Raw genomic sequence first — 23,883 nt, 5'->3', positions numbered from 1 at the left:
TCGCGCCCGGGGGCGCTCGCCGCAGACCCGCAGGTCAGAGGGTGCGGCCGAAGGAGACGCAGCCCTCCGCGTCCTTGTAGAAGCCGAAGTTCGGGATCCGCTCGTATCCGGCGGAGCGGTACATGGCGATCGCCTCGGGCTGCTTGTCTCCGCACTCCAGGACCACCCGCTTGCGGCCCTGCTCGCGCGCCGAGCGCTCGACGGCCGCCAGGACCGTGCGGGCCACGCCCCGCCCTCGCGCCGCCGGTGCCGTGTACATCCGCTTCAGCTCTGCGGTGTCCGGGCCGTGGCTGCGCCAGCCACCGCAGCCGACCGGCTCACCGGCCAGGTAGGCGACCAGGAACGCGCCGTCGGGCGACTCGAACTCGGCCGCGTCCACCGGGGTGTCGTCGCCGGAGCCGCCGTAGCGGGCACCGAGGTCGGCCAGTGCGGCTCGGATCAACTGCTGTGCCACCGGCGCGTCGAACCGCACCGCCCGGATCTCGATCTCACTCACGGTATCCAGGGTACGGCGGCTGCCCGGCTCTACCGGAAGTGGTCCCAGCCGGTCGGGCCGTCGTAGGCCGCGCCGTCGACCGTCACCCCGGCACCGTGCGTGACCACGCCGATGGGCCGCCAGTCCGGCGGCAACGCCACCGCCGGGGGAAAGGTCGCGGCCAGCGCGTGGTCCTCGCCACCGGTCAGGATCCAGGTGTACGGGTCGACGCCGAGCGCCTGCGCGGCGTCGGCCATCTGCCGGGGCACCTCGAACGCGTCCCGGCGGACGTCGATCGCCACCCCGCTCGCCGTCGACACGTGCCCGAGGTCGGCGAGCAGCCCGTCCGACACGTCGATCATCGAGGTGGCGCCGAGCTTGGCGGCCTGCGGACCAGCCGGATAGGGGACCTGTGGCCGGCGGTACGCCTCGACCAGCAGCCGAGGGGTCCGGAAGCCCCGGGTGAGCACGGTCAACCCGGCTGCCGCGTACCCGGTGCGCCCGGCCAGGGCGAGCACGTCCCCCGGACGGGCCCCGGACCGCAGCAGCGGTGGACGCCCTTGCAGGTCGCCCAGCGCGGTGACCGCCACGGTCAGCGTGGGGCTGGAGGACATGTCCCCGCCGACCACGCTCGCGCCGACCGTCGCCGCCTCCGCGGACAGGCCGTCGGCCAACTCCTCCACCCAGCCGGTCTCCAGGTCCGCCGGCATGCAGAGGGCGACCAGCAGGGCCGTCGGCGTCGCGCCCATCGCCGCGATGTCCGCCAGGTTGGCCGCCGCCGCCTTGTGCCCGACGTCGCGGGCCGAGCACCAGTCCCGCCGGAAGTGTCGGCCGTCGACCAGCACGTCGGTGGAGGCTGCCACCCGACCGTCCGGCGCGGTCACCACCGCCGCGTCGTCACCTGGGCCGACGAGTGTCGTCGGCCCGTTCGACAGTCGAGCGGTGATCTTTTCGATCAGCCCGAACTCCCCGATCCCGGACACGCTGACGCCACCGCCGGCGTTCCGCCCGTGCCGCCCGGCCCCGCCGTGCTCGCTCACCGCTGCTCCTTGACCACCGATAGGGATCAGACCTGGTCCGTAAGGTAGTTTCACCCTTCGGGCCGCTCCCGAGCGGCGACGGACGGAGGTCGAGTCGTGGTACAGGCGTACATCCTCATCCAGACCGAGGTCGGCCGCGCACGCGACGTGGCGGGTCTCATCGCGGACATTGCCGGCGTCGTGCGCGTCGACGCCGTCACCGGGCCGTACGACGTGGTCGTTCTCACCGAGGCGAACACCGTCGACGAGCTCGGCAAACTCATCGTCAGCAAGGTGCAGATGGTGCCCGGCATCACCCGCACCCTCACGTGTTCGGTGGTGCGGCTGTAAGTGGACGAGATGACGACCTCCTCCTCTGCTCTGGACGACGACGGGACGCGCGAGCCGGCTGACGGTAACCGCGACCCGGCCGCCCCGGCCGCCGCCGCGCCGGCCGGTCGGGACCGGACCATTCGCGGCGCCGCCCTGCTGGCCACGTTGATCGCGCTGCCGATCACGTTGTTGGTGGCCGTGCTGGCCTTCACCAAGCTCGCCCCGGACACGCCGGCCGCCGCGCCGAGCCCGTCCGCCACCACCGCCCGGGTGCAGTCCACCACCCCGGTGCAGATGGCCGCCCCGGCGCTGGCCGCTCGCCCGGCCACCGTCTGCCGGGCGCTGCTCTCCCAACTACCGGCGAGCATCCGCGACCTGGCCCAGCGGCCGGTGACCGCCGGCCCCGAGCAGAACGCCGCGTACGGCGACCCCGCGCTCACCGTGGCCTGCGGTGGCACCGAGCCGACGTTCCCCAGCACCGACGAGGTCTGGACGGTCAACGGGGTCTGCTGGCACCTGGCCGAGGAGTCCGACGCGGCGGTGCTCAACACCGTCGACCGGGAGACGCTGATCAGCGTGCGGGTCCCACGCTCGTACGAGCAGCCGTTGCAGTGGGTGCCGACCATCTCCAGCACGATCGTGGCGACCATGCCGTCCGGCGGCGCCATCCCGTCCGGCTGCCAGCGCTGAGCGGGCATCCCGTCCGGCTGCGGGCGCTGAACGGGCCCCGCACCGGCTGACATGCGCGGGCGGGGCCGGGTGGCTCAGTGCAGGCCGACGCCGCGCCGCTGGGCGGTGCGGATCAGCCGGTTGACCAGCTTCGGATATTCCAGGCCGGCGGCCGCCCACATCCGCGGGAACATCGACGTCGGGGTGAACCCGGGCATCGTGTTGACCTCGTTGAGGTAGACGTCCAGCTCGGGCGTGACGAAGAAGTCCGCCCGGGCCAGGCCCGCGCAGTCCAGCGCGGTGAACGCGCGGACCGCGTACTCCTGCACCTGACGGGTCACCCGCTCCGGCAGGTTGGCCGGGATGTCGTACTCACAGGAGTCGTCGAGGTACTTTGCCTCGAAGTCGTAGAAGTCGTGGTCGGCGACGACCCGCACCTCGGCCAGCACGGACGCCTCCGGCGCGCCGCCGGCTTCGCCCTCCAGCACGCCGCACTCGACCTCACGGCCGACGATCGCGGCCTCGATGATGACCTTCGGGTCGAACTTCCGGGCGGCGGCGACCGCGTCGTCCAACTGCGCCCAGTCGCTGACCTTGCTGACGCCGAACGACGACCCGGCCCGCGACGGCTTGACGAAGACCGGCAGGCCCAGCCGCTCCTTGTCCTGCTCGCTGAGCGTCATCCCGTTGCGCAGCACGGCGTACGCGCCGACCGGGATGCCCTCGACGGCACAGAGTTTCTTGGTGAACTCCTTGTCCATCGCGGCGGCGGAGGCGAACACGTTCGCCCCGACGTAGGGGATCCCGGCCATCTCCAGCATTCCCTGGATGGTGCCGTCCTCGCCGTACGCGCCGTGCAGCACCGGGAAGACCACGTCCACGTCGGCCAGCACCCGCGGACCCTCGGTCGGGTCGAGCACCATCAGCCCGTTGCCGGTGGGGTCGGCGCGCAGCACGATGTCGTCGCCGGAATCGGAGGTGATCTCCGGCAGCTGACGGGCGTTGATCGCGAGCTGGGCGGGATCTCCGTTGGTCAGCACCCACTGGCCGGCCCGGGTGATGCCGACGGGCACCACCTCGAACTCGTCCGGGTCGAGCGCGCCGAACACGCTGCCGGCGCTGACGCAGGAGATGCCGTGCTCCGGGCTGCGGCCGCCGAAGACGATCGCCACGCGGGTCTTGCCTGGGGTGGTCACTCCGGTCACCTCTTCGTACGCGACTGCGGCTGGTCGTGCTCGCCGGTGGCGCTCACCCGGTTGACCTTACTGTGCGTGGCGACGGGGCGAGGCGATACCCGGCGAGCCGCAGCACGACACGGCAATCGGTCAACAGAGGATATACGGTGCGTGACGGCGCAGTGGCGGTCTCGTAGGCCGGTGACCTGGGCCTATTCAGTCCCGGGAATGCCGGCGACCAACCGCTATCACCTTCACCCGCTGCCGGCCGGCCCGCACCATGCCCAGCGCCATGAACGCTCCCGCGATCCGGTCGGCGGCCTCGCGACTGCTGGCGCCGACCACCTGCCGGCGCCGCTCCGGCGCGACCCGCTCGTTGCGCTCGATGCCCTCGACCGGGCGCACGTCGGTGAGCACCACGAGGAAGCGGGTCATCGAAGGCCGCCCGCGTCCACGGCGGGGGGCTCCGGACAGGTTCCCACGTCGTCTCCTTCCGGCGGGCCGGGATGGTGGGGCGGCACGCGACGATCGGGTACGGGGGAGAAACCCGATCGCCGCGCGCCCCATCCCCTCCGGTCGCTCACCACCACCGTCGCCACGACAACCGGCGGTGAGGACGCGATAACAGATTGACACGTGTACAGCCGTGAATGCAACTCTCATCGACGTTCTCTCATGCAGACGTTCCCGCAAATGTGTGCGACCATCGATGCATGGCCCCCAAGACCGCCCGTGCCCGCCGGCTCGGCATCGCCCTGCGCCATCACCGGGAAGCCGCCGGCCTGACGCTGGAAACCGCGGCAGATGAGATCAACAGCACCCGCAGCACCCTCTCCCGCTACGAGAACGCCCAGACCCTCATCACCCCGGCCACCGTGCGCGCCCTGCTCACGTCGTACGGGGTGAGTGCCGAGGAGGTGGCCGCGGCGGTGCTGCTCGCCAAGGACGCCCGCAAGCCGGGCTGGTGGGTGTCCTACTCATACCTGCTGGATCCGCGCACCATCGACTTCATCGCGCTGGAGGCCGAGGCGACCGCCATCGCCAACTTCGAGCCCTCGGTGGTGCCCGGCCTGCTACAGACCCCGGACTACGTCCGTGGCGTGATGCGCGGCGGGCCGCACACCCTCGGCGACGACCTGGTGGAGCAACGGGTCAAGATCCGGCTGGACCGTCAACAACGGCTCACCGGCGACAACCCGCCGATCTTCGACGCGATCATCGACGAGGGCGCGTTGCTACGCCCGGTCGGCGACCAGTCGGTGATGAACGGGCAACTGCGACACCTGGTGAAGATGGCCGAACTACCGAACATCAGCGTCCAGGTCATTCCGCTCTCCGCCGGTTACCACCGGGGCACGCGGGGCTCGCTGCACATTCTCGAGTTCGCCGACCCGGAGGATCCGATCATCGCCTCGGTGGAGACCGTCGCAGGTCAGATGATCCTGGACCGGGCCGGCGAGACGCGTACCTGCACCAAGATCATGGAGCATCTCCGGAGCGTGGCGCTCAGTCCGGCGGACAGCCGCGAGATGCTCCTGTCAGTCCTGAAGGGACGGTAGGACCGATGACACCGACAATCACAGCGGCCTTGGCCGTAGCGGCGTGGCGCAAGAGCAGCCGCAGCGGCGATGAGGGCGCCTGCGTCGAGGTTGCCGCGCTGCCACGACTGGTGGCCGTCCGCGACTCCAAGGACCCGGCCGGCCCGGCCCTGCTGTTCGCAACGGCCGCGTGGACGGCCTTCGCCCAGGCACCACCGCGCCCCTGACCAGACCTGCACACACCGCCCACCGGACCGGACACACCACCTGCCGACCGCCTGCCGTGCCGCCCGCCCGGGCGCCCGGCGGGTGGAAACGGGCGAGCTCAGGCAACCAACGGACGGGGTTCCGGGGCAGCGCGTAGCCTCTCCAGGGCGGCGATCGCCACGCCCCGGGCACCGGCCATGTCCCGGTCCGGCACCAGCGCGAAGGTGGCCACGGCCGCCTGCTCCTCGCGGAGCACGGTGTGCTCGCGGACCGTCGCGAGGAACCAGTCGCGGAACTCCGGCGCCGCCTCGACCACCCCACCACCGACGAAGTACGCGTGCGGGTCGGTGAAGTTCGCCGCCACGGTGAACAGTCGTCCCAGCGCCATCGCCTGTTGGGTGAACAGGTCCCGCGCGAGGGCATCCCCCCGTTCGCCGTACCCGCGCACCAGCTTGGCGGCCCGGGCCGCCGGTTCGCCGGCGAGCGGGTGGTCCGGGTACCGGGTCAGCCAGTACGGCAGCAGGTTGCGCTCGATGCCGGTCAGCGAGGCAACGCTCTCGACGTCACCGGTGAAGCCGCAGGCACAGGTGGGCTCCGGCTGACCCGGGCCGAGCAGCCCGGTCAGCGGGATGTGCACGTGACCGAGCTCCCCGGCCATGCCGGCCGCACCGGCGATCACCCGACCACTTTCGACCACACCACCGCCGAGGCCGGTGCCGACGATCGCGGCGACCGACGAGCGGTTCATCGCGTCAGCGCCGAAGTGCACGTGGTGGGCGTAGAGGGCCGCCGCGTTGCCGTCGTTGTGGTAGACCACCGGCAGGCCGAGCCGTCGTTCCAGTGCTCCTCGCACGTCGAAGCCCCGCCACGCCGGCTGGGAGAAGTTGGTCGAACCCCGGGACGAGATGACGCCGTCGGCGCTGGCCGGGCCGGGAGTGTCCAGCCCGACCGCCTGGACCAGTTCGCGCGGCACTCCGGTCTGCGCCAGGGCTCCGTCCAGCGCCCGGGCCAGTGCCTCGATGGCGGCGTCCGGCCCGGCCTGCACCTCGCTGGGGATCTCCAGCAACCCGTCCACCAGGAACCGGCCGTCCACCGTCAGCACGGTGGCGTTGTTGCTCGTGCCGCCGTTGTCCAAGCCGACGACCACCGGCACCCCTGCGCTGCCCACCGAAACCGCCTCTCGCCGTCGTGAGTGTGAGCCGAGGCTAGTGCCAAGCCCTCTCCCCCGCCACGCGCGGCCACCCCGCCCCAGCCCTCCCCCGTCGATCATGGAGTTGTGGTGGGGGACAAACCACGTGATGCACCACCAACCGGGCACCATTACTCCATGATCGACAGGTTCGGGCAGGGCGGGGGCGGGGTGGGGTGGGGGCGGGGTGGGGGTGGGGGTGGGGGTGGGGTGGGGTGGGGTTAGGTTGGGCGTTGGGCTACGACTGCGGTGGCGTCCAGGTCCTCGTCCTGTCGCACGGTGGGGACCAGGCCGGCGGCGCTGAACGCGTCGCAGAGCACCGGCACCTGGGTGGTGCCGGCCTCGACCACCAGGTGTCCACCGGGGGTCAGCCAGTGCGCGGCGTCGACGCCCACCCGGCGCAGCACCGAGAGCCCGTCCGGCCCGCCGTCGAGCGCCACCGGGGCCTCGTGCAGCCGCGCCTCCGGGGGCATCAACGCCACCGCGTCGGTCGGCACGTACGGGGCGTTGGCGACCACGAGGTCCAGTCGACCCCGCCACTGCCGGGGCAGCGGGGCGAAGAGATCGCCCTCGTACACCTCGGCATCCAGCCCGGCGACGTTGCGCCTCGCACATGCCACGGCCGCCGGGTCGATGTCGACGGCGGCCAGCCAGCGTGGCGTGAGTCGGTGCGCCAGCGCGACGGTGGCGGCCCCGGACCCGCAGCAGAGGTCGACGACGGCCGGCTCCGGGCCGGTCACCTCGGCCGCCACCTGGACCAGCAGGGCGGTCCGGGCACGCGGCACGAAGACGCCGGCGTCGACGGCGATCCGCAGACCGGCGAACTCCGCCCAACCGAGCAGGTACTCCAGCGGTTCGCCGGCCACCCGGCGCTCGCTCAGGTCGGCCAACGTCGCCGGATCGTCGGCAGCGGCCAGCAGCAGATCCGCCTCGTCCTCGGCGTAGACGCAGCCAGCGGCGCGCAGCCGACCCACGAGGGCGGAACGGTCGGCGAGCGCCATCGAAACCCTCAGACCGACCCGGCGGCGTCCAGCGCGGCGACGATGTCGGCCACCAGGTCCGCGGTGTCCTCCGCCCCGCAGGAGAGCCGGACGAAGCCCGGTGCGGTGTCGTCGCCCCACTGCTCCCGCCGGTCCGCCGTGGTGTGCAGGCCACCGAAGGAGGTCGCCGCCGCCACCAGCCGGGCGGCCTCGATGAACCGGCCCACCCGGTCGGCGCTGCCCAAATCGAACGAGAGCACCCCCGGGATCCGGCGCATCTGGGCCGAGGCCACCGGGTACGCGGGGTCGTCCGGCCGCCCCGGCCAGCGCAGGCCGGTCACGTCCGACCGGCCGGCGAGCAGGTCGGCGACCGCGGCGGCGTTCGCGCTCTGCCGGGCCAGCCGCAGGTCGAGGGTGGCCAGCGACCGGTGTGCCAACCAGGCGTCGAACGCCCCCGGAACCGATCCGGTGGTCGTCCGCCAGGTCGTCACCGCCGCGATCAGCTCGGTGGACCGGCTGGCCAGGTAACCCAGCAGCAGGTCGGAGTGGCCGGTGAGCGCCTTCGTGCCCGAGGCGACCACCAGGTCGGCACCGAGGTCGAGCGGGCGTTGACCGAGCGGGGTGGCCGTGGTGTTGTCCACCGCGAGCAGCGCACCGGCGGCGTGCGCCCGCTCGGCCAGGGCCGCCACGTCGACCACGTCCAGGCCCGGGTTCGCCGGCGTCTCCACCAGCACCAGCCGGACACCCTCGAATGACGGGTACGGCCCGACGGTCGGCACGAAGAGCACCCGGACGCCGATCGCCTCCAGCACGTCGGTGGCGAACGCCCGGACCGGGAAGTATCCGTCGGTGGGCAACACCACCGTGTCCCCGGGGCGCAGCAGGGTCAGCAGCAGGCCGGTGATGGCCGCCTGGCCGGTGGCGAAGACGCGGCACTCACCGCCTTCCAACTCGCCCACGGCCGCCTCCAGCAACCGCCGGGTCGGGTTGTCCGGGCGACCGTAGCCGTTCGGCGACGTGCCCTGACCCTGGAACGGGTCGAGATGGTACGGCGCGGCGAAGACCGGCCCCGGCAGGAACGGATCCCCCGGTGCCGGCTCAGGCAGGCCGGCGCGTACGCAGCGGGTGCCGTCTCCCCACTCGCTCATCGGTTCCTCACTCGTACGACTCGGGCTTGGCGGTGCGGCTCATCAGGGCCTCCACGGCGAGCCGCGGGTCCATCCCCTCGTGGCAGATCCGCTCGACGTGCTCGGTGATCGGCATCTCCACGCCGTGCGCGCGGGCCAGGTCGCGGATCGCCAGGCAGCTCTTCACGCCCTCGGCGGTCTGCCGGGTGGCGGTCTGGGCCTGCTCCAGCGTCTCGCCCCGGCCCAGGTGCTCGCCGAAGGTGCGGTTGCGGGCCAGCGGGGACGAGCAGGAGGCGACCAGGTCACCCATCCCGGCGAGGCCGGCGAAGGTGATCGGGTCCGCGCCGAGCGCCACGCCCAGCCGGGCCGTCTCGGCCAGCCCACGGGTCATCAGCATGGCCCGGGTGTTGTCGCCGAACCCCATCGCGGTGGCGATGCCGTAGGACAGGGCGATCACGTTCTTGACCGCACCGCCCAGCTCACAGCCGATCACGTCGTCGTTGGTGTACGGGCGCAGGTACGGCGTCCGGATCGACGCCTGCACGAGGGCCGTGCGGTGGCTGTTCGTCCCGGCGACCACCGTCGCCGCGGGCTGCTCGGCGGCGATCTCCGGGGCCAGGTTCGGGCCGGACACCACGACCACCCGGTCCGCGGCGACCCCGGCGGTCTCCACGATGACCTCGCTCATCCGCTTGGTGGTGCCCAGCTCGATGCCCTTCATCAGCGACACCAGGGTGGAGTCCGGGTGCAGGTGCCCGACCCACTCGGCGAGGTTGCCGCGCAGGGTCTGCGACGGCACCGCCAGCACCACCACCTCCGCGCCGGTGATCGCCTCAACCGCGTCGGCGGTGGCGGTGACCCGGGCCGGCAGCAGCAGGTCCGGCAGGTACTCCGGGTTGCGGCGCTCGGCCCGGATGCACTCGGCGACCGGCGCGCGGCGGGCCCACACCGTCACGTCCCGACCCGCGTCGGCCAGGATCTTGGCGAACGCGGTGCCCCAGGAACCGGCCCCGAGCACCGCGACATGCCCGCTCATGCCGCCGCTCCGTTCCGCTTCACGGCGGCCCGGACCGCACCACTGCTTCGCTCACTCATGCCGCTTCGCCCTGCTGCTCGCGGCCTGCGGAGGACCTGGCCGGTCGCGCCCACAGCGGCGGCGGAGTGCCACCACGGATCTCGGCGAGCATGTCCCGCAGCCGCAACATTATGGTGTCCGTCATCTCTTCGAGGGTGGCCCGGGTCGGCTGGGCATCCGCCCACCGGCTCAGGTCGATCGGTTCCCCGGCGACGACGGTCACCGGGATCCGGGGGCGCAGGTTCACGCGACTGGTGCGTGGATCGAAGATCTGCTCCGGCCCCCACATCACCACCGGTACGACGGGTGCACCGGTGGCCAGGGCCAGCCGGGCCGCGCCGGTCTTCGCCTTCATCGGCCACAGCTCCGGCTGCCGGGTGGTGGTGCCCTCCGGGTAGATCACCACGGCACCGCCCTGGTTGAGCGCACCGACCAGCGCGTCCAGCGAGCGGACCGCGTCGACGCTGCCCCGCTCGACCGGGATCTGCAGGCACCGGTGCAGGATCCAGCCGACCACCGGCACCCGGAACACGCTGGCCTTGCCCAGGTACTGCGGCCATCGCCCGGAGTCGTAGATGAAGTGCGCGGAGACCAGCGGGTCGGCGTGCGAGAGGTGGTTCGCCACGATGATCACGCCGCCGTCGCCGCCGAGGTGTTCCTGGCCACTCCAGGTCCGGCGGGTCCACACGGTCATCACGGGCTTGACCAGCCCTACGGCGAACCGTTGCCAGAACCCCAGCCTCCGCCGTGCCACTGTGCCTCCTCATCGCGCCCCAACCCCGCCGCGAAACCCCGTCCGCGACACCCGCAGCGGAAATCATGCCTGCTCGCCCCCGGTACGGCCAGCGAGGGTCCCGTCGTCCGGCTGGCAGGATTGCCGACGTGAGTCAGCCGAGGTGGGCCGTGGTGGTGCCGGTGAAGCATCTGGGCGCGGCAAAGAGCCGGCTGCGGGGCGCGCTGTCCGGCGTACCGCACGAGGAACTGGCGCTGGCCCTGGCGGCCGACACCCTCCGCGCGGTGCTGGCCTGCCCGGCGGTCGCCGAGGCCCTGGTGGTCACGGACGACACCCGCGTGGCGGCGGAGGCGCGGGCCGCCGGCGCGCGGGTGCTGCCCGACGGGCCGGACTCCGGCCTGAACGCGGCGTTCCGGCACGGCGCGGCCGGGACAACCACCGGCTGGGTGGCCGGGCTCACCGCGGACCTGCCGGCGCTGCGCCCGGCCGAGCTGGCCGGCGCACTGCTCGCGGCCCAGAACGGCCGGCCGGGGGTACGCCGGTTCGTGCCGGACGCACCCGGCAGCGGCACGGTTCTGCTCACCGCCCCGCCCGGCGTTCCGCTGGAACCCCGTTTCGGGGTGGGCTCGGCCGCCGCGCACACGGCGAGCGGGGCGCTGCCACTGACCGGAGACTGGCCCAGCCTGCGCCGGGACGTGGACACCCCCGCGGACCTGGTGACCGCCACCCGGCTCGGGCTGGGGCCGCACACCGCCGCACTCGTCGCCGGTGACCGCCCCGCCCACTGCACGGGCTGACCCGCCCGGCCCCCGCCGCAGGCCGACCCGCCCGGTGTACGGTGCCAGCATGCAGGGCACGGTGGCCAGCTACGACGCGGCGACACGAAGCGGTGTCCTGCTGCTCGACGACGGCACCGAGATGCGCTTCCCCGCGCGGGCCTTCGATGCCTCCGGGCTGCGACTTCTCCGGCTCGGCCAGCGGGTTCACATCGACACCGATCCCGACGGTGCGGTCGTCCGGGTGACATTGCCGACGATGATCTGAACCGGCGAGCCCAAGTTCATTTTGCGTTCACCGTAATCGGGTGATTATGAGCGGGTGAGCACCCCTCGCGAGCAACCGGCCCACCCGCCCGCCACCGACCTCCGCAACGGTTCCCGCGCACGCGGCACCGACGGGCGCTTCCGCCCGTCCCGCGCCGAACGGGCCGGCGCCGCCCGCGCCGACACCCTCGCCGACGACCCGGGGGCCGCCTCCTCCGGGCTGGACGAGGTCCTCGACCCCGCGCCGACGAGCAACGAGGTGGACGCCCCGGCCACCACCGGCGTCCACCAGGTCCTGCCGGACGGCCTCCCGACCGCCGCCGAGGAGGAGGACGACGAACCACCGGCGCCGCTGCCCGAGGACCGGTTCCTCAACCGGGAGCTGTCCTGGCTCGACTTCAACGCCCGCGTGCTCGCCCTGGCCGAGGACCAGCGCACCCCACTGCTGGAACGGGCCAAGTTCCTGGCGATCTTCGCCAGCAACCTCGACGAGTTCTTCATGGTCCGGATCGCCGGGCTGAAGCGGCGACTCTCCGCCGGCCTGCCTGTGCGCGGCGGGGACCGGCTGCCGCTGCGTACCCAGTTGGAGCTGATCGCGGAGCGGACGGCCGCGCTGGTCGCCCGGCACGCCGCCTGCTTCGTGGACGACGTGCTGCCCAAGCTGGCCGACGAGGGCATCCGCATCCTGCGCTGGGGCGAGTTGGGCGACCCGGAGCGGGAACGGCTGCGCACCTACTTCCGGGAGCACATCTTCCCGGTGCTGACCCCGCTCGCGGTCGACCCGGCGCACCCGTTCCCGTACATCTCGGGGCGGTCGCTGAACCTGGCGGTGGCGGTTCGTGACCCCGACGGCGGCTCCGAGCTGTTCGCCCGGGTGAAGGTGCCCAACAACGTCCCCCGCTTCGTCCGGGTCGACCGGGGCCAGCCGGGCGTACGGATGCTGCCCCTGGAAGACCTGATCTCGGTGCACCTGGGGCAGCTGTTCAGCGGCATGCAGGTCGTCGAGTGCCACCTGTTCCGGGTCACCCGCAACGCCGAGGTGGAGGTCGACGAGGACCGCGACGAGGACCTGCTGCAGGCCCTGGAACGGGAGCTGGCCCGGCGGCGGTTCGGTCCGCCGGTCCGCCTGGAGGTGGCCGCGTCGATCTCCGACCACATGTTGGAGCTGCTCGTCCGCGAGCTGGACATGGACGACCAGGACGTGCTGCGGGTGCCCGGGTTGCTGGACCTGTCCGCGTTGTGGCAGGTCTACGGGGAGGCGGACCGGCCGGACCTCAAGGACCCGCCGTTCGTGCCGGCCACCCATCCCCGGCTCGCCGAGGGCGAGGTGCCGCGCAGCGTCTTCGCCACCCTGCGCGACGGGGACATCCTGGTGCACCACCCGTACCACTCGTTCGCGACCAGCGTGCAGCGCTTCATCGAGCAGGCCGCCGCCGACCCGAACGTGCTGGCCATCAAGCAGACCCTCTACCGCACCAGCGGCGACTCCCCGATCGTCGACGCGTTGGTCGACGCGGCCGCCGCCGGCAAGCAGGTGGTGGTGCTGGTGGAGGTGAAGGCCCGCTTCGACGAGGTGGCGAACATCGGCTGGGCCCGCACGTTGGAACGTGCCGGCTGCCACGTGGTGTACGGCCTGGTCGGCCTGAAGACGCACTGCAAGACCGCGCTGGTGGTCCGCCAGGAGGGCAACCAGATCCGCCGCTACTGCCACATCGGCACCGGCAACTACCACCCCAAGACCGCCCGGCTGTACGAGGACTTCGGGATGCTCACCGCCGACCCGGAGATCGGTGCCGACCTCACCGACCTGTTCAACGTCCTGACCGGATACAGCCGGCAGACCGCGTACCGGCGGTTGCTGGTCGCCCCACAGGGCATCCGCGCCGGCCTCATCGAGCGCATCGAGCGGGAGATCTCGCACGTCCGGCTGGGCATGCCCGGCCTGGTCCAGTTCAAGGTCAACTCACTGGTCGACGAGGGGGTGACCGACGCGCTGTACCGGGCCTCCCAGGCCGGTGTCCACGTCGACCTGCTCATCCGGGGCATGTGCACGCTGCGCCCCGGGGTGCCCGGGCTGTCGGAGAACATCCGGGTCCGCTCGATCCTCGGCCGCTTCCTGGAGCACTCCCGGGTGTTCCGGTTCGGCAACAACGGGGAGGCCGAGTTCTGGATGGGGTCGGCCGACCTGATGCACCGCAACCTGGACCGCCGGGTGGAGGCGCTGGTGCAGGTGAGCGACCCGATCGCACGCGCCGAACTGGACCAGGTGCTGACCGCCGCCATGAGCCCCGACGTGGACGCGTTCGAGCTGGCCGGCGACGGGAGCTGGACCCGGCGTACCAGCACCGACGACACCCACCGGGCGCATCTGCAGGAACTGCTGCTGCGCCGCGTCGGTGGCACGGCCGGCTGACCGATCACCGCATAGGCTGGGTTGATGGTCGAGGAGGAGCAGAAGTACGAGGTGGACGACACCTACGTGCTGCCGGACCTGGCCGCCACGGCACCGCCCGGGGGCCGGGTCCGGGCGCTGCCACCGGTGACGTTGGTCGCCCGCTATCTCGACACCGTCGACCTGAGGCTGGCCCGCGCCGGTGCCTCACTGCGCCACCGCAAGGGCGACGAGCTGCCCTGGACCGTGAAACTGCCGACCGACACCCCGGGCGTCCGGCACGAGGTCTCCCGCCCGGGGCCGAAGAGGCAGCCACCGCCGGAGCTGGTGGAGCTGGTCACCGTCCTGCACCGGGGGGCGGCGCTGGCTCCGGTGACCGTGGTCCGGACGGTCCGGCACGCGTACGAGGTGTGCGACAGGGCCGGCACGGTGCTGGCCGAGGTGGTGGACGACCGGGTGACGGTGCTGGACGACTCCGGTGCCACCACCGACACGTTCCGCGAGCTCGAGGTCGAGCGCAAGGCCGGCGACCGGAGTCTGCTCGACCGGATCGGCGCGGTGCTGCGCGAGGCAGGCGCCCAGCGCGGGTCGTTCGTCCCGAAGCACGTACGGGCGCTGGGCGCGACGGCGCAGGCCGATCCGGACCTCGTCGGCCCGGCCGGGCTGCCCGCCGAGCCGACCGCCGGTGACGTGGTGACCGAGGCGCTCCGTAAGGAGATCCGCCGACTGCTGGCGCACGACCCGCTGGTCCGGCTCCGCGCCCCGGCCGCCGGCGGCGACACCGGTGTGCACCAGATGCGGGTGGCCTGCCGCCGCCTCCGCAGTGACCTGCGCACCTTCACACCGTTGGTCCGCAAGACCTGGTCCCGTCCGCTGCGCACCGAGCTGCGCTGGCTGGCCGGTGTCCTCGGCGCGGCCCGGGACGCCGAGGTGCTGCGTGCCCGGCTGCGCGAAACCGCCGACGCGGACCCGCTGAGCCCGCTGGACGAGGGCGCGGTGGGCCGGCTGGACGACGTCCTCGCCGCACGGCAGCGAACGGCGCTCGCCGTCATCGACGAGGCGTTGCGCGGCGCCCGTTACCTGGCCCTGGTGGACTCCCTGGTGCTGGCCTCCGCCTCGCCCCGGCTCACCAGCCGGGCGGCCGCGCCAGCGGCGGAGGCGTTGCCCGCGCTGGTGGCCCGACCGTGGGCGCGGTTGACCGGGCCGGAGGGCGTGGAGGGGCTCGACGCGCAGTCGCCGGACGACAGGTGGCACGCCGTCCGCAAGGAGGCCAAACAGGCCCGGTACGCGGTCAACGCGGTGGCACCGACGGTCAGCAAGGGAGCGCGCCGGCTGTCCCGCGCCCTGGCCCGGGTGCAGGACGTGCTCGGCGAGCACCAGGATGCGGCGGTGGCGGCGGACACCTGGTTGGAGATCGCCGCCGAGCGGCCGGACGACCACGAGCTGGCGGTCACCGCCGGGCGCCTCGCCGAGCGGGAACGCGCCTGCGTACACCGGATGCGGGCTGCCTTCCCGGCGGCCTGGCACCGGGCCACCCGACGGCGGCGGACCAGGTGGCTGCCGTGACCGGCATCCGCGCGGCGGGCGGGGTGGCCTGGCGGCCGACCGCCGACGGCGTACACGTCTGCGTGGTGCACCGCCCCCGCTACGGCGACTGGACGCTGCCGAAGGGCAAGCTGGAACCGGGCGAGCACGCGCTGGCGGCGGCGGTCCGCGAGGTGGCCGAGGAGGCCGACGTGCGGGGCGTGCCGCAGGTCCGGCTGCCGTCGGTGCGCTACCGCAGCGAGGGGCAGCCCAAGCTGGTCGACTACTGGTCGATGCGGGCGGTCGCCGACGGGGGTTTCCAGCCGGGCACCGAGGTGGACGACATCCGTTGGCTGCCGGTGGACGACGCGATCCGGTTGGTCAGCTACCCCCACGACACCGAGGTGCTGGCGGCGTTCGCGGCGCTGCCGTCGGTGACCGCGACCGTCGCGCTGGTCCGGCACGCGCACGCCGGTAAGCGGGCCACCTGGTCCGGCCCGGACGTCGGACGGCCGCTGGACGCCGAGGGATGGGCGCAGGCGAACGCGCTGGGCGGGCTGGTGGCCCTGATCCGGCCGTCCCGGCTGGTGTCGGCGTCACCGCGACGGTGTGTGCAGACGCTGGACCCGGCCGCCGCGCTGCTCGACCTGCCGATCGAGGTCTGCGGCGACCTGGACGAGCCGCGGCCCGGTCAGCAGGACGACGAGCAGATCCTGGCCACCGCCGCCCGTCTGCTGGAGCTGGCCGACGCCGGTGGACAGGCGGCGGTGTGCAGCCAGGGCAAGGTGCTGCCGGGCGCCCTGGAGCAGCTGACCGGGCGCACCGACGAGGACTTCAGCACGCCCAAGGGCGGCGGTTGGTTGCTCGCCTTCACCGCCGGCCGACTGTTGGCCACCGACCGCCTGTAGCGCGGCTCAGCGGGGCGGGAGGGTCAGTGTCACCGCGACCGGCAGGTGGTCGCTGGCCGTGCTGCGGGGCGCGACCGGGTCGCTGGGCGTCAGACCGGCCGAGACGAAGATGTGGTCGATCTGTTCGCGCGGGTCGTCGGCGGGGCTGGTCGCCAGCGGTCGGGCGGCAGCCAACGCGTCGACCAGACCGGCGGCCGTGAACTGCCCGAACGCCTCGTCGCCCGGCTCGGTGTTCAGGTCGCCCGCCACCACCAACGGCCGCCCGGCGGCGTACCGGGTGGCGAAGTCGGCGACCGCGCGGGCCTGGACCACCGGGCCCTGCCCGGGTGGCGGTTGCAGGTGGGTGCTGACCACCGCGGTACGAACACCGTCGCCCAGGTCCAGCGTGACGGCGAGGGCCTGCGCCCCGGTGGGCGCACCGACGGCCGGCAGCGGGAGACTCCGCGCATCGTCCATCGGCCAACGGCTGAGCACGGCGTCACCCCAGACCGGGTCGGCGGCCGGCCCGAAGACGTACGGCATGCCGAGCCGGTCGGCCAACACGTCAAGGGTGTCGTGCCCACCGTTGAGCAGCCAGGCGCGGTCCACCTCGCTGAGCAGCACCACGTCGGGGCGTTGCCGGTCGACCGCCTCGGTGAGCCCGCGCAGGTCGAACCGACCGTCCAGCCCGAAGCCCATCCGGATGTTGTACGCCACCACGGTCAGCCGCTCCGGTGGACCGTCCCGGTTGCTGGCCACCGGGACCTCGTCGGCGAGCACCGGTGCCAGCAGCGCCAGCGCGGTGACCGCCGTGGCGGCCCGTAGCGGCGGAAACGGCCCGGGGAGCCACTGCATGACGGGCCGGGCGGTGAACGCCACGACGGCGACCAGACCGGCCACCACCACCGGCACCGCCGCGTTGGGGTATCCGAGGTCGTAGGCGGAGTAGTAGCCGACCGCCCCCAGCGCGAAGACCAGCATGCCGGTGGCCACCGCGTACCCCCGGCGGGCAGCCATCGCGCTGATGTCGTCGGCGTTGTCGACGCTCGTGGTGTCGGCCTCCGTGCTCGCCGGCACGGTCACTGCCGTCGGGGCCGGGCCGTCGGCGTCGTCGGTCAGGGCGAGGCAGGCGCCGAGACCGACAGCGGCGAGCAGCATGGCCGGAAGAAGCAGGTCGCCCCGGTCGAGGGCGAACAGCACCGCGCCCACCAGCAACGCCACCGGCCCGTATGCGCGGCTCCACCCTCGGGGCGGCCGGGTCGTCGCGGCAAACAGGAACACGGCGACCGCCACCGGCACCGGTGCCAGGCCGAGCAACGGCGAACCCGCCACACCGTCCCTGGCGACCAGGTACGACATCCCGGTCCGGGCCAGCGCCGGAGAGAGCGCCACCATTCCGGCCAGCAGCAGCGCCGGCCCGGCCAGCAGCCAGGCCCGCGCGCCACCGCCACCGGCACGGGTACCGGGCTGGGCCGTGCCGAGCACGAACAGCAGCACCGCGACGGAACTGAGCAGCCAGGCCACCCAGTCGCCCCGCCAGACCAGGTCGACGGTGTCCCACACGGCGTGCAGGGCCGCGTTGACCGCGAAACCCAACGCCAGTCCCGGAACCGGGCGGTCGGTGTCGGTGGCGACGCCGACCAGCCAGACCAGCCCGGCGAGCAGTCCAGCGGTGGCCAACCAGAGTTGCGTACGCCCGCCCGGCGCGGCGGTGAGTGTGAGCCGGGCGAGGGCGAGCACGACGGCGGCGACAACCGTGACCGGGCGGGCGCCGACCCGACGGACCACCGCGGGTGCGCCCAGCGCGAGCACGAACCAGCCGAGGGCGAACGCTCCCATCAACTCGGCCGGGGTGGACGCCGCCTGGCCGAAGATGGTGATGATGCCGGGCAGCCAGACCCGCAGCACGTCGACGAGGAGGATGACGCCCAGCGCGAGCGTCCCGGTGGTGAGCTGGCGATAGCGCACCGGCGCCCCATTTCCCGTCGACGGGCCGGCGGAGGGGGGCCGGCACGGCGATTCTGCGCGAGCGGACCTGACGGGTCAACGGTCCGCGTACGCCGAAAGGGCGCCCACCAACGGGTGGACGCCCTTTCGCAGTGGGTCGGTCAGCGCTTGCTGGCCGCCTTCTTGGCCGGAGCCTTCTTCGCCGGCGCCTTCTTTGCCGCCGTGCTCTTGCTCGCCGCCGCGGTGGTCTTCTTCGCCGCGGTCGACTTGGAAGCCGCGGTGGTCTTCTTCGCCGCGGCGGTCTTCTTGCTGGCGGCCGTCTTGGTCGCCGTGGTGCTCTTGCTCGCCTTGGCCGGGGCGGTCTTCTTGCTGGCGGCCGTCTTGGTCGCCGTGGCGGTCTTGCTCGCCTTGGCCGGGGCGGTCTTCTTGCTGGCCGCCTTCGCCGTGGTCGCCTTGGTGCCCGCCGCCTTGGCGGTGGCCGCCTTGGTGCCGGTCGCCTTCGTGCCCGCCGCCTTGGCCGTGGCGGTGCTGGTGGCGGTCTTCTTCGCCGCCACCGTGGCCTTCGGCACCTTGCCGCTGGCCACCATCTCCTTGAACCCGGCGCCGGGGCGGAAGGTCGGGACTGACGTCTTCTTGACCTTCACCGCCTCGCCGGTACGCGGGTTGCGCGCTGTTCGTGCGCCACGCACACGCTTTTCGAATGCTCCGAATCCGGTGATCGCCACCTTCTCGCCCTTGGTGACCGCCGCCTGGACCTCGGTGAGGACCGCGTCGAGCGCGGCCGTCGCCATCTTCCGGTCCCCCAGGCGAACGGCGAGCGCCTCGATGAGCTCGGCCTTGTTCACGACTTCCTCCCGATTGTGCAACTGACTCGACGCGAGCCATTCTGCGCGCACGTTATGCCCTGTGCTGCCGAGACACAAACATTCGGTAGAAAAAAGCCCTTGTGTCGCAACGGATTCACCCCCACCGGTTGGACCGATGGGGGTGAAATTCCCTGTGCGAGCAGGCGTACGGCTATGCCACGGAGGGCAGGAACGGCAGCCGGCGCGCCTCGTACGAGTCGATGTCGGCGGCGTGGCGGAGGGTTAGTCCAATGTCATCGAGGCCTTCCAGCAGGCGCCACCGGCTGAAGTCGTCCAGCGGGAACGACCAGCTGGCCTCCCCCGCCCGGAGCTGCCGGGCGGTCAGGTCGACGGTCACCGGAGTGGTCGGGTCCGACTCGACCAGGTCCCACAGCTCTTCGACGGCTTTCAATTCCAACTCGACCGGCAACAGACCTTCCTTGAGGGCGTTGCCCCGGAAGATGTCGCCGAAGCGCGGCGCCACCACCGCCCGGAAGCCCCAGTCCCGCAGCGCCCAGACCGCGTGTTCCCGGGAGGAGCCGGTGCCGAACTCCGGGCCGGCGATGAGGATCGACGCCCCGGAATAGCTGTCATCGTTGAGCACGAATGCCGGGTCTTCCCGCCAGGCGCTGAACAGCCCGTCGGCGAAGCCCGTCCGGGTCACCCGCTTGAGGTACACGGCGGGGATGATCTGGTCGGTATCCACGTTGGACCGGCGCAGCGGCACGGCGGTGCCGGTGTGGGTGGTGAACTTGTCCATCTCCTGGAGTCCCTTCTACAGGTCGGCGGGAGCGGCCAGCCGGCCGGCCACGGCGGTGGCGGCGGCGACCGGCGGGGAAACCAGGTGGGTACGCCCACCCCGGCCCTGACGGCCCTCGAAGTTGCGGTTCGAGGTGGAGGCGGACCGCTCGCCCGGCTTCAGCGTGTCGGGGTTCATCCCCAGACACATCGAGCAGCCGGCGAACCGCCACTCCGCGCCGGCGTCGGCGAAGACCTTGTCCAGCCCTTCGGCCTCGGCGGCCTCCCGCACGGCGGCGGAACCGGGCACCACGAGCATCCGGACGCCGTCGGCGACCCGGTGACCGCGAAGCACGTCGGCGGCGGCCCGCAGGTCCTCCAGACGCCCGTTCGTGCAGGAGCCCACGAAGACCACGTCGATCGGCAGCTCCCGCAGCGGGGTGCCGGGGCGCAGGTCCATGTATTCCAGGGCGCGGCGCGCGGCGGCGCGCTCCGAGTCGGTGGTGAACTCCTCCGGGTCCGGCACCGGCGCGCTCAACGGTGCGCCCTGACCGGGGTTGGTGCCCCAGGTGACGAACGGGGTGACCCGGCTGGCGTCCAGGGTCACCTCGGCGTCGAAGCGCGCGCCATCGTCGGTGGGTAGCGTCCGCCACCACGCCAGCGCCGCGTCCCAGTCGGCGCCCTGGGGCGCGTTCGGTCGACCCTTGAGGTACGCGAAGGTGGTCTCGTCCGGCGCGATCATGCCGGCCTTGGCGCCCCACTCGATGGACATGTTGGCGATGGTCATCCGCCCCTCCATGGAGAGGGCCTGGATCGCCTCGCCGCGATACTCGACGATGTGCCCGCGCCCCCCGCCGGTGCCGACCTGGGTGATCAGCGCGAGCACCAGGTCCTTGGCGGTGACGCCGGGGGCGAGGCGGCCGGTGACGTTCACGGCCATCGTCTTCGGCCGGCCCTGCGGCAGCGTCTGGGTGGCCAGCACGTGCTCCACCTCGCTGGTGCCGATGCCGAAGGCGAGCGCGCCGAAAGCTCCGTGGGTGGCGGTGTGCGAGTCGCCGCAGACGATCGTCATGCCCGGCTGGGTGACACCGAGCTGCGGGCCGATCACGTGCACGATGCCCTGGTTGTCGTCACCGAGCGGGTGCAGCCGCACCCCGAACTCGGCGCAGTTACGGCGCAGCGTCTCAATCTGCGTACGCGACGTGGGGTCCGCGATGGTGAGCAGGTCACCTCGGCGGAGGCGGAACGCCGGGTCGGCGTACCCGGTCGGGGTGTTGTGGTCCTCGGTCGCGAGGGTCAGGTCGGTACGACGCACCCGGCGCCCGGCGAGCCGCAGCCCGTCGAACGCCTGCGGGCTGGTCACCTCGTGCAGCAGGTGCAGGTCGATGAAGAGCAGGTCCGGCTCACCGGCGGCGGACCGTACGACGTGCGCGTCCCAGACCTTCTCGGCCAGGGTCCTCGGCTCAGGAGTGACTCCCACCATCTGGACATCCTAAATTCTGGGAGGTAAGTTTCGGCTTGTGGGACACAGTATGAGCGGTGTCGGCGTTCTCGACAAGGCGGTGGTCATCCTGGCCGCCTGCGTGGACGGCGCCAGCCTGGCCGAACTCGTTGAACGCACCAAGCTGCCCCGAGCCACCGCGCACCGGCTGGCGCAGGCACTGGAGATCCATCGGATGCTGGTGCGCGACACCCAGGGCCGATGGCGACCGGGCCCCCGTCTGGGCGAGCTGGCGAACGCGGCGCCGGACGTCCTGCTGACCGCCGCCGAGCCGTTGCTCGCCGCGCTGCGCGACGCCACCGGTGAGAGCGCCCAGCTCTATCTCCGCCGCGCCGACGAGCGGATCTGCGTGGCGGCGGCGGAGCGGGCCAGCGGCCTGCGGGACACGGTTCCGGTCGGTTCGGTGCTGCCGATGACGGCCGGCTCCGCGGCCCAGATCCTGCTCGCCTGGGAGCCGCCGGAGGCGGTGATGCCACTGCTGCCGCGCAGCAAGTTCACCGGGCGGACCCTCGCCGAGGTACGCCGCCGCGGCTGGGCGCAGAGCGTCGCCGAGCGGGAGGCCGGTGTGGCGAGCGTCTCCGCCCCGATCCGCGACCGCACCGGCCGGGTCATCGCCTCGGTCAGCATCTCCGGCCCGATCGAACGCCTGGGCCGCCGCCCCGGCGAACGCCACGCCATGGCCGTGGTGAGAGCCGGCCAACGCCTGTCCGGCCTCTGACCCACACCCTCGGCCCCGAGGGGCAACGCACCCCGCACCCCGCACCCCGCACCCCGCACCCCGCACCCCGCACCCCGCACCAAGATCCGCGCAACATCCCCGATGCTGCTGCCTCCGACGCGCGGAAAGCGGCAACATCGGGGATGTTGCTGCCTCCCAGCGCAGGGACCCCCGCCGGCGCGGGGTGGGAGCAGGGGCCGGGGGGAAACGGGAAAGGCTCGCCTCGCGAAGCGAGACGAGCCTTGGTTGTAGCCCCGACCGGATTCGAACCGGCGCTACCGCCTTGAGAGGGCGGCGTCCTGGGCCGCTAGACGACGGGGCCAGAACTTCCGTTCACCACCCTCGCGGGCGATGCGGCAGTAGTCTAGCGGCACCGCCGAGCGGCAGAATCGCGGGGTACGGGACGCAGCAGGGCTGCCGCGACAAGAAACAGCGACAACGAAACAGCCCGCCTCACCAGGTGAGACGGGCTGTGTACGACGTAGCCCCGACCGGATTCGAACCGGCGCTACCGCCTTGAGAGGGCGGCGTCCTGGGCCGCTAGACGACGGGGCCAGAACAACTTTCGCTCCCCCACCCTCGCGGGCGGAGGAGCTGCACTCTACCAGAGACCACCCTCCGCCCCCGGAGGGGCGGAGTCGAACTCCGTCAGAATCCAGCGTCTGAAATTCTCACGAATTCCAGCAGCGCTGGGGTACCAGGACTCGAACCTAGACTAACTGAACCAGAATCAGTCGGGCTGCCAATTACCCCATACCCCATTGGCCCCTTGCGGCGCCGGGAGTGAACTTTACCCTCCCGGTGCCGACGGGCCAAATCCGATCCCCCCGAACCACCCGTGAGCTGCGAAAACAGGGGCATCAGACGAATCAGGCGACGGGGACCACCGGGTTGGTGAGCTCGCCGATGCCCTCGATCCGCACGGTGACCGTATCCCCCTCGACGAGCGGGCTAACCCCGGCCGGAGTGCCGGTGAGAACGACATCGCCGGGCAGCAGGGTCATCACGTGCGAGATGTACGACACCAGGCCCGGTACGTCGAAGACCATGTCCTTCGTCCGGCCGAGCTGGCGCACCTCCATCTCCTCCGGGTTGCGACCCACCTCACACCTGATCTCCAGGTCGGAGACGTCCAGACCGGTGGTGATCCACGGACCGATCGGGCAGAACGAGTCGAAGCCCTTGGCCCGGGTCCACTGCCCGTCCGAACGCTGGAGGTCGCGCGCGGTGACGTCGTTGGCGCAGGTGTAGCCGAAGATCGCACGTTCGGCGGCGGCCCGGTCCGCGCGGCGCGCGCCCGGAGCCCCGATCACGACCGCGAGTTCCGCCTCGTGCTCGACCTGCTTGGAGAAGATCGGCAGTCGGATGGCGTCCCGGGGGCCGATCACCGAGGTGGACGGCTTGAGGAAGAGCAGCGGCTCCTTGGGCACGTCGTTGCCGAGTTCGGCGGCGTGGTCGGCGTAGTTGCGGCCGACGCAGACGACCTTGCTGGGCAGGATCGGCGAGAGCAGCCGAACGTCGGAGAGGGCCCAACGGGCCCCACTGAAGGACAGATTGCCGAACGGGTGGCCCTCGATCTCGGCGATGGTCAGGCCCTGCGGCCCGGCCTCCGGTTCGCCTTCGACGGCACCGAACGACATTCCCTTGGCATGGGCGAAACGAGCGATACGCACCCGGCCAATCTAGCCCCGCCGGCACCCCGACCGGCCAGGACCGGCCGTCGGATGTGCTCAACCCGTCACCGGGCGGCACCCTATCGGAGCAGGAG

Annotated in this window: 24 protein-coding genes and 3 tRNA genes; 10 read left to right on the top strand and 17 right to left on the bottom strand. The window is 72.5% G+C overall.

Annotation, left to right across the window (positions count from 1 at the left end; translation table 11 throughout):
- Positions 1-34: 34 nt before the first annotated feature.
- The gene (locus O7614_RS08330; protein WP_278137894.1) at positions 35-496 is read right to left on the bottom strand and encodes a GNAT family N-acetyltransferase; all 462 of its coding nucleotides are present in this window, start codon (positions 494-496) and stop codon (positions 35-37) included.
- 29 nt (positions 497-525) lie between these two features.
- Positions 526-1,458 (bottom strand): thiamine-phosphate kinase, encoded by a 933-nt coding sequence (locus tag O7614_RS08325; RefSeq protein ID WP_278142188.1) that lies wholly within the window; start codon positions 1,456-1,458, stop codon positions 526-528.
- A gap of 153 nt (positions 1,459-1,611) precedes the next feature.
- Between O7614_RS08325 and O7614_RS08320 the strand changes: the two genes are divergently transcribed.
- Positions 1,612-1,845, top strand: a complete 234-nt coding sequence (locus O7614_RS08320; protein ID WP_007456453.1) for an Lrp/AsnC ligand binding domain-containing protein — start codon at positions 1,612-1,614, stop codon at positions 1,843-1,845.
- Positions 1,846-2,517, top strand: a complete 672-nt coding sequence (locus tag O7614_RS08315) for a DUF3515 domain-containing protein (RefSeq protein WP_278137893.1) — start codon at positions 1,846-1,848, stop codon at positions 2,515-2,517. It abuts the gene before it with no gap.
- A gap of 74 nt (positions 2,518-2,591) precedes the next feature.
- Here O7614_RS08315 and O7614_RS08310 read toward each other — a convergent pair whose 3' ends face one another.
- Both O7614_RS08310 and O7614_RS08305 read right to left on the bottom strand, forming a co-directional pair.
- Complete coding sequence (locus O7614_RS08310) at positions 2,592-3,692, bottom strand: D-alanine--D-alanine ligase family protein (RefSeq protein WP_278137892.1); 1,101 nt, start codon at positions 3,690-3,692, stop codon at positions 2,592-2,594.
- A 195-nt stretch (positions 3,693-3,887) separates the two neighbouring features.
- A complete protein-coding gene (locus O7614_RS08305) occupies positions 3,888-4,106 on the bottom strand; it encodes a hypothetical protein (RefSeq protein ID WP_145785114.1) in 219 nt (72 codons plus the stop codon).
- 278 nt (positions 4,107-4,384) lie between these two features.
- Between O7614_RS08305 and O7614_RS08300 the strand changes: the two genes are divergently transcribed.
- Together O7614_RS08300 and O7614_RS08295 are read left to right on the top strand one after the other, a co-directional pair.
- Positions 4,385-5,230: a helix-turn-helix transcriptional regulator gene (locus O7614_RS08300; protein WP_278137891.1), complete on the top strand. Its 846-nt coding sequence runs from the start codon at positions 4,385-4,387 to the stop codon at positions 5,228-5,230.
- Positions 5,231-5,235: 5 nt separating this feature from the next.
- Positions 5,236-5,436, top strand: a complete 201-nt coding sequence (locus O7614_RS08295) for a DUF397 domain-containing protein (protein WP_278137890.1) — start codon at positions 5,236-5,238, stop codon at positions 5,434-5,436.
- Between the two features lie 98 nt (positions 5,437-5,534).
- On the opposite strand, the gene O7614_RS08290 is transcribed toward O7614_RS08295, so the two are convergent.
- The 5 genes from O7614_RS08290 to O7614_RS08270 form a co-directional block, all read right to left on the bottom strand.
- Positions 5,535-6,584, bottom strand: a complete 1,050-nt coding sequence (locus tag O7614_RS08290; protein WP_278137889.1) for an ROK family protein — start codon at positions 6,582-6,584, stop codon at positions 5,535-5,537.
- 242 nt (positions 6,585-6,826) lie between these two features.
- Positions 6,827-7,606, bottom strand: coding sequence for a putative protein N(5)-glutamine methyltransferase (locus tag O7614_RS08285; RefSeq protein WP_278137888.1), 780 nt, complete (start codon positions 7,604-7,606; stop codon positions 6,827-6,829).
- 8 nt (positions 7,607-7,614) lie between these two features.
- Positions 7,615-8,733, bottom strand: a complete 1,119-nt coding sequence (locus tag O7614_RS08280; protein ID WP_278137887.1) for a cystathionine gamma-lyase — start codon at positions 8,731-8,733, stop codon at positions 7,615-7,617.
- Between the two features lie 7 nt (positions 8,734-8,740).
- Positions 8,741-9,748 (bottom strand): NAD(P)H-dependent glycerol-3-phosphate dehydrogenase, encoded by a 1,008-nt coding sequence (locus O7614_RS08275; protein ID WP_278137886.1) that lies wholly within the window; start codon positions 9,746-9,748, stop codon positions 8,741-8,743.
- A 55-nt stretch (positions 9,749-9,803) separates the two neighbouring features.
- Positions 9,804-10,541: a lysophospholipid acyltransferase family protein gene (locus O7614_RS08270; RefSeq protein ID WP_278137885.1), complete on the bottom strand. Its 738-nt coding sequence runs from the start codon at positions 10,539-10,541 to the stop codon at positions 9,804-9,806.
- A gap of 128 nt (positions 10,542-10,669) precedes the next feature.
- On the opposite strand from O7614_RS08270, the gene cofC reads away from it, so the two are divergent.
- The 5 genes from cofC to O7614_RS08245 are packed head-to-tail and all read left to right on the top strand — an operon-like array spanning position 10,670 to position 16,387.
- Positions 10,670-11,317: a 2-phospho-L-lactate guanylyltransferase gene (gene cofC / locus O7614_RS08265; RefSeq protein ID WP_278137884.1), complete on the top strand. Its 648-nt coding sequence runs from the start codon at positions 10,670-10,672 to the stop codon at positions 11,315-11,317.
- 49 nt (positions 11,318-11,366) lie between these two features.
- Complete coding sequence (locus O7614_RS08260) at positions 11,367-11,564, top strand: cold-shock protein (RefSeq protein WP_278137883.1); 198 nt, start codon at positions 11,367-11,369, stop codon at positions 11,562-11,564.
- A 54-nt stretch (positions 11,565-11,618) separates the two neighbouring features.
- Entirely contained in the window at positions 11,619-13,976 is a 2,358-nt protein-coding gene (locus O7614_RS08255; RefSeq protein ID WP_278137882.1) for an RNA degradosome polyphosphate kinase, read from the top strand.
- A 24-nt stretch (positions 13,977-14,000) separates the two neighbouring features.
- Positions 14,001-15,521, top strand: coding sequence for a CYTH and CHAD domain-containing protein (locus O7614_RS08250; protein ID WP_278137881.1), 1,521 nt, complete (start codon positions 14,001-14,003; stop codon positions 15,519-15,521).
- Positions 15,509-16,387 (top strand): NUDIX hydrolase, encoded by an 879-nt coding sequence (locus O7614_RS08245; RefSeq protein ID WP_278137880.1) that lies wholly within the window; start codon positions 15,509-15,511, stop codon positions 16,385-16,387. Before O7614_RS08250 ends, O7614_RS08245 begins: the two co-directional genes overlap by 13 nt.
- Positions 16,388-16,393: 6 nt before the next feature.
- Here O7614_RS08245 and O7614_RS08240 read toward each other — a convergent pair whose 3' ends face one another.
- The 4 genes from O7614_RS08240 to leuC form a co-directional block, all read right to left on the bottom strand.
- Positions 16,394-18,334: an endonuclease/exonuclease/phosphatase family protein gene (locus O7614_RS08240; RefSeq protein ID WP_278137879.1), complete on the bottom strand. Its 1,941-nt coding sequence runs from the start codon at positions 18,332-18,334 to the stop codon at positions 16,394-16,396.
- Positions 18,335-18,474: 140 nt separating this feature from the next.
- On the bottom strand, positions 18,475-19,158 hold the full coding sequence (locus O7614_RS08235) for an HU family DNA-binding protein (protein ID WP_347404341.1): 684 nt from the start codon (positions 19,156-19,158) through the stop codon (positions 18,475-18,477).
- Positions 19,159-19,330: 172 nt separating this feature from the next.
- Positions 19,331-19,918: a 3-isopropylmalate dehydratase small subunit gene (gene leuD, locus O7614_RS08230; protein ID WP_278137877.1), complete on the bottom strand. Its 588-nt coding sequence runs from the start codon at positions 19,916-19,918 to the stop codon at positions 19,331-19,333.
- Positions 19,919-19,933: 15 nt separating this feature from the next.
- Positions 19,934-21,379, bottom strand: a complete 1,446-nt coding sequence (leuC, locus tag O7614_RS08225; RefSeq protein WP_278137876.1) for a 3-isopropylmalate dehydratase large subunit — start codon at positions 21,377-21,379, stop codon at positions 19,934-19,936.
- A 49-nt stretch (positions 21,380-21,428) separates the two neighbouring features.
- On the opposite strand from leuC, the gene O7614_RS08220 reads away from it, so the two are divergent.
- The gene (locus O7614_RS08220) at positions 21,429-22,115 is read left to right on the top strand and encodes an IclR family transcriptional regulator (RefSeq protein WP_007456408.1); all 687 of its coding nucleotides are present in this window, start codon (positions 21,429-21,431) and stop codon (positions 22,113-22,115) included.
- A gap of 249 nt (positions 22,116-22,364) precedes the next feature.
- On the opposite strand, the gene O7614_RS08215 is transcribed toward O7614_RS08220, so the two are convergent.
- The 4 genes from O7614_RS08215 to O7614_RS08200 form a co-directional block, all read right to left on the bottom strand.
- A tRNA-Glu gene (locus O7614_RS08215) sits at positions 22,365-22,437 on the bottom strand.
- A 160-nt stretch (positions 22,438-22,597) separates the two neighbouring features.
- Positions 22,598-22,670, bottom strand: a tRNA-Glu gene (locus tag O7614_RS08210).
- A gap of 134 nt (positions 22,671-22,804) precedes the next feature.
- Positions 22,805-22,876, bottom strand: a tRNA-Gln gene (locus O7614_RS08205).
- A 108-nt stretch (positions 22,877-22,984) separates the two neighbouring features.
- Positions 22,985-23,788, bottom strand: a complete 804-nt coding sequence (locus tag O7614_RS08200; RefSeq protein WP_145785131.1) for a fumarylacetoacetate hydrolase family protein — start codon at positions 23,786-23,788, stop codon at positions 22,985-22,987.
- Positions 23,789-23,883 lie beyond the last annotated feature (95 nt).

Origin of the sequence: Micromonospora sp. WMMD961, assembly GCF_029626145.1 — a bacterium.
Classification (GTDB): Bacteria; Actinomycetota; Actinomycetes; order Mycobacteriales; family Micromonosporaceae; genus Micromonospora.
Note: the sequence above shows the minus strand (reverse complement) of the source record. Positions and strands in the feature narration are given on the sequence as shown.